Origin of the sequence: Methanoregula sp. (assembly GCF_002835825.1) — an archaeon.
Classification (GTDB): domain Archaea; phylum Halobacteriota; class Methanomicrobia; order Methanomicrobiales; family Methanospirillaceae; genus Methanoregula.
Genome location: NZ_PIZH01000205.1, coordinates 1 through 4,130 on the forward strand (window position 1 = coordinate 1; position 4,130 = coordinate 4,130).

General features: G+C 56.4%; 8 protein-coding genes. 7 read left to right on the plus strand and 1 reads right to left on the minus strand.

Going from position 1 to position 4,130, the window contains the following annotated elements; all coding sequences use genetic code 11:
* The 7 genes from CW742_RS08195 to CW742_RS08225 all read left to right on the plus strand — a co-directional run.
* Positions 1 to 742: hypothetical protein (locus CW742_RS08195; RefSeq protein ID WP_292418966.1), on the plus strand; the 742-nt coding region annotated here is incomplete at its 5' end.
* A gap of 38 nt (positions 743 to 780) precedes the next feature.
* Positions 781 to 1,059 carry a 50S ribosomal protein L44e gene (locus CW742_RS08200; protein ID WP_292418968.1) on the plus strand — a complete coding sequence of 93 codons (279 nt, stop codon included), beginning with the start codon at positions 781 to 783 and terminating at the stop codon, positions 1,057 to 1,059.
* Positions 1,060 to 1,065: 6 nt separating this feature from the next.
* The gene (locus CW742_RS08205; RefSeq protein WP_292418970.1) at positions 1,066 to 1,254 is read left to right on the plus strand and encodes a 30S ribosomal protein S27e; all 189 of its coding nucleotides are present in this window, start codon (positions 1,066 to 1,068) and stop codon (positions 1,252 to 1,254) included.
* Positions 1,255 to 1,262: 8 nt separating this feature from the next.
* Positions 1,263 to 2,048, plus strand: a complete 786-nt coding sequence (locus CW742_RS08210) for a translation initiation factor IF-2 subunit alpha (RefSeq protein WP_292418973.1) — start codon at positions 1,263 to 1,265, stop codon at positions 2,046 to 2,048.
* A gap of 6 nt (positions 2,049 to 2,054) precedes the next feature.
* Positions 2,055 to 2,210, plus strand: a complete 156-nt coding sequence (locus tag CW742_RS08215) for an RNA-protein complex protein Nop10 (protein ID WP_292418976.1) — start codon at positions 2,055 to 2,057, stop codon at positions 2,208 to 2,210.
* Positions 2,203 to 2,961, plus strand: coding sequence for a proteasome assembly chaperone family protein (locus CW742_RS08220; RefSeq protein WP_292418978.1), 759 nt, complete (start codon positions 2,203 to 2,205; stop codon positions 2,959 to 2,961). Before CW742_RS08215 ends, CW742_RS08220 begins: the two co-directional genes overlap by 8 nt.
* 88 nt (positions 2,962 to 3,049) lie before the next feature.
* A complete protein-coding gene (locus CW742_RS08225) occupies positions 3,050 to 3,547 on the plus strand; it encodes a GNAT family N-acetyltransferase (RefSeq protein WP_292418980.1) in 498 nt (165 codons plus the stop codon).
* 52 nt (positions 3,548 to 3,599) lie between these two features.
* Here CW742_RS08225 and CW742_RS08230 read toward each other — a convergent pair.
* The coding region (locus CW742_RS08230) for a redoxin domain-containing protein (protein ID WP_292418983.1) at positions 3,600 to 4,130 on the minus strand (531 nt) is incomplete at its 5' end.

A 4,130-nucleotide genomic window follows, 5' to 3' on the forward strand; every position in this document is an offset into this window, starting at 1 on the left:
CATGAAGCTCGATGACCTGCGCAGCATCCTTCTTTCAGAGCGGGAAACCGGGAGGCTGACATCGGTCTCTCCGGATTTTTATGAAAAAGGGCATGCCGAGCTTGCGGCCATCACAAAGAAAGTCTACGAGTTCGAGGACCCGTTCTCCGACGAAGCGCGTTCGCTTATCGATGAAACCCTTTCAATCCGGGAGACCCTTGAGGACATCTTCTCCCTCCGGACCCGGAAGATCCTCGCGCTGACAGTGATGCATGCCGAGGGTAATTACTATGACCGTGAAGAGGTGAAGCGGATGATCCCGGCAGAGCGCGAGATGTTCGAACAGATCACGGCCGCGATCGAACAGTCCCAGGGGCTCCTTATCCGGAACCGCTCCCATGTTCCGATCACCTCCCCACGGCACGCTGCTCCAGTCCCGGCTGCAGCACCAGTGCCACTTGCGGTCAGCAATGAGGATGCACTCGAGGAAATAGCCGAGCCGGGAGAGATGGCAGAAGAAGCAGATACCCCGGCAGTGCCGGCAGGCACGGTACCGGCTCCCATGGCTGCAGCCCCTGCCGGATCAGGGCCGATCACCCATCCCTGCACCCTGGTACGGGTACTGCAGGACATGGATACGTTCATGGGGGTGGATGGGAGAGTTTATACCCTCTCAAAGGGAGATATAGTGACGCTTCCTGAGCGGAATGCTGCGGTCCTTACCGAGCGCAACATAGTCTTAAATATCAACCTCTGCAAATAATATAGGTATTCGTCATCAGGACTATCGGTGAAATTTTCATGAAGATGCCAGCAAAATTTACGACCTACTGCCCCTTCTGCAGGAGCCACCAGGTGCACGAGGTCGAGAAGGTAAAGAAGGGCAAGACAACCGGTCTCCACTGGATTGACCGGCAGAAAGCCCGGAGAAGCAATGTCGGAAACCGGGGTAAGTTCTCCAAGGTGCCCGGTGGCGACAAGCCGACAAAGAAGATCAACGTCCGGTACCGCTGTGTCACCTGCAAGAAGGCGCACCTGCGCAAGGGTTACCGTGTCGCGAAATTCGAGCTGACGGAGTAAACGAACATGGTAAGCCAGATCAGGGAAAACCGGAGCAAATTCTTAAAGGTAAAGTGCCCCGACTGTGAGAACGAACAGGTCCTCTTCGAGAAGGCCAGCACAGTCGTCAAGTGCGTAGTCTGTGGCAGCGAGCTTGCAACACCCGCAGGCGGACGTGCGAACATCAAGGCCGAGATCGTCCAAGAGCTCCAGTGAGTCGTCTCATGGCAGACAGGGAGTGGCCCCAGGAATCAGAACTGGTCGTCTGTACGGTCGAGAACGTCAAGGACTTCGTTGCCTTCGTCTCGCTCGATGAATACGGCGGCCGCCAGGGGCTCATCCCCATATCAGAGATCGCCACGGGCTGGATCAAGTATATCCGCGACCATATCCGCGAGGGCCAGAAGATCGTCTGCAAGGTCCTCAACGTTGACCGGTCCCGCGGCCATATCGACCTTTCTTTAAAGGATGTCAACGAGCACCAGCGCCGCGAGAAGATCCGCGACTGGAAGAACGAGTCCAAGGCAAAGAAGTGGCTCGGGTTTGTCGCGGAACAGACAAATGAACCTCTCGCATCCATCGAGGACGTCATCTACAAGAAGTATGGGGCGTTCTACCCGGTATTCGAGGACCTCGTCATCGATCCCGAGACCACGTTAAAGAAACTCGGTTTCTCTAAAAAAATCTCCGAGATTCTCCAGAAAGTTGCCGGCGAGAGCGTCAAGGTCCCCCATGTAGAAGTGACCGGCCACCTTATCCTGGAATCGACCCGTCCGGACGGTGTTGAGGTAATCCGGAAGGCACTGGAGAAGGCAAGCGCCACGAAGAGTGCCGGCGCAGAGATTGAACTGTTATACCTTGGCGCACCCACGTACCGCATCAAGGTGAAGGCCCCGGATTACAAGGCTGCCGAGAAGGCGATCGAGAAGTCCGCCAATGCAGCAATTGCGGTTCTCGAGAAGTCCGGGGGCGAGGGGAAGCTCGTCAAAAAACCGAAGTCCGGGAAGTAATACACAATGACCGGCCGAATACGGCACTGCCCGGCAGACCATATCTATACCCTTTCTTTAACCTGTCCTGCCTGCGGGAAACCTACTTCCGTTGCCCACCCGGCACGGTTCTCTCCCGAAGACAAGTACGGCAGGTACCGCAGGCTGGCAAAACATGATTGAGGAAATAGCGGTCCGGTATGTCGATGGCTACCCGGAAAAACCCCTTTCTGCCCCAATCCTGATCGAGGGACTTCCCGGCATCGGGCAGGTAGGAAAGCTCGTTGCCGAGTACATGATCCACATGCTCTCGGCCGAAAAGATCGGGGAGATCCACTCAATCTACTTCCCCCCGCAGGTTGTTCTCGAAGAGGATGGTCTCGCACGGCTTGCCCGGAACGAGATCTTTCTGTACCGCGAGGAGGGGAAGCGCGATGTCGTCTTCCTTGTTGGTGACCACCAGAGCACGTCAGGGGAAGGCCACTATATCCTTGCCGACAGCTATTGCGATATTGCACAGGAACTGGGCGTGAAGCAGATTTACACCATCGGCGGGTTCGGGGTAGGCCACCTGGTCAACGGGCCGCGGGTACTCGGGGCAGTGAACAAAAAGGAGCTCCGTCTCCCGCTGGAAGAGGCGGGTGTCACGTTTGACCGCGATGAACCGGGCGGTGGGATTGTCGGCGCCGCCGGCCTGATCCTCGGTCTCTCTGCCGGTAGGGGAATCGATGCCGTCTGTCTCATGGGTGAGACGAGCGGATATCTCGTGGACCCGATGGCAGCCGCAAGCGTCCTTTCGGTGCTCTCGAAACTGATCGACCTGCCTGTTGACCCGACCAAGCTCAACGACCGTGCCGCCGAGATGGAGAAGGCCATCGAGAGCATGGTCGAGGGTGAGAAGGGGAAGGACGAGGAACTGAGTTATATCGGGTGATGCCAGTCCATCATGACCGGAATGGTATTCTCCTTTTGATCTCTCTCCTTAATTTCAGGGTTCATTCAGGATGGGTGGGAGCAGTAATATGGATACCATCGCTGCGATCGGGGATTCGACTATCCGTGTAGCCACGGAAGAGGATATCCCCCGGCTTGCCTGTCACCACCGGCTGATGTTCGAAGAGATCCAGGAGAGCACCGGCACCGCACCGGATCCCGCAGTCATGGCGGTACTGGAGAAGGAATATGCGGCAAAACTGGCCCGTGAATTTAAATCCGGAACCTGCATCTCATGGGTCGCTGTTGACGGTGACCGGATTGTTGCGAGCGGTGCGGTTAGTATTCTTCAGTACGTGCCGGTTCCCCACGATCTCTCGTGCCAGGTTGCATTCCTCCACAGTGTCTACACGGAGAAAGAATACCGGCACCAGCATTATGCCTCCCGTATCACCCGGGAAGCGGCCGACTTTTGCCGGGACCGCGGGATCAAACGGTTATACCTTTTCGCAAGTAATGCCGGAATCCCTATGTATGAAAAGATCGGCTTTGTCCCCGTCCCGAATATGATGCTGCTCCTCCAGTAACCGGAAACAAAGCAGGGCATCCATCTTCTCCTCTCTGAAAAGTCCTTCCGGCTTATCCTTTTTGCAGGAACGCGATGATCTCCCCGATATCCGGCACCGAATGGATCGGGTACACCTTCACAAACACAACCTTCTGATTCCCATCGACAATGATGTTCGCCCGCTCCGAAAACCCGTTCGCGTCCCGGAAGATCCCATACTTCATGGCAACGGCGCCGTGCGGCCAGAAGTCGCAGAGGAGCCGTGTCTTTGTGATCCCGAGGCTCTTTGCCCAGGCCTCCTTGCAGGGCCGCGAGTCCACGCTCAGCCCGACAGCCACACAGCCAAGTTCCGCGAACCGTTCCTGGTTCTCCTCAAGGGATTTCATCTGTGCTGCACAGAACTCCGTCCACGCGAGCGGGTGGAATGAGAGGAGCACGCGTGATCCTGCGTGTTCGTAAAGACCAAAGGTCTTGTCGTTCTGGTCTTTTACCGCGAAATTCTCTGCCATGTCGCCAGGTTGTACCATGCCGGACTGTGCCATACGTTTACCCTGCATGGGGAGTTGTTTTTCGGATACATGAGTGTTTGGATGGTGGTACAT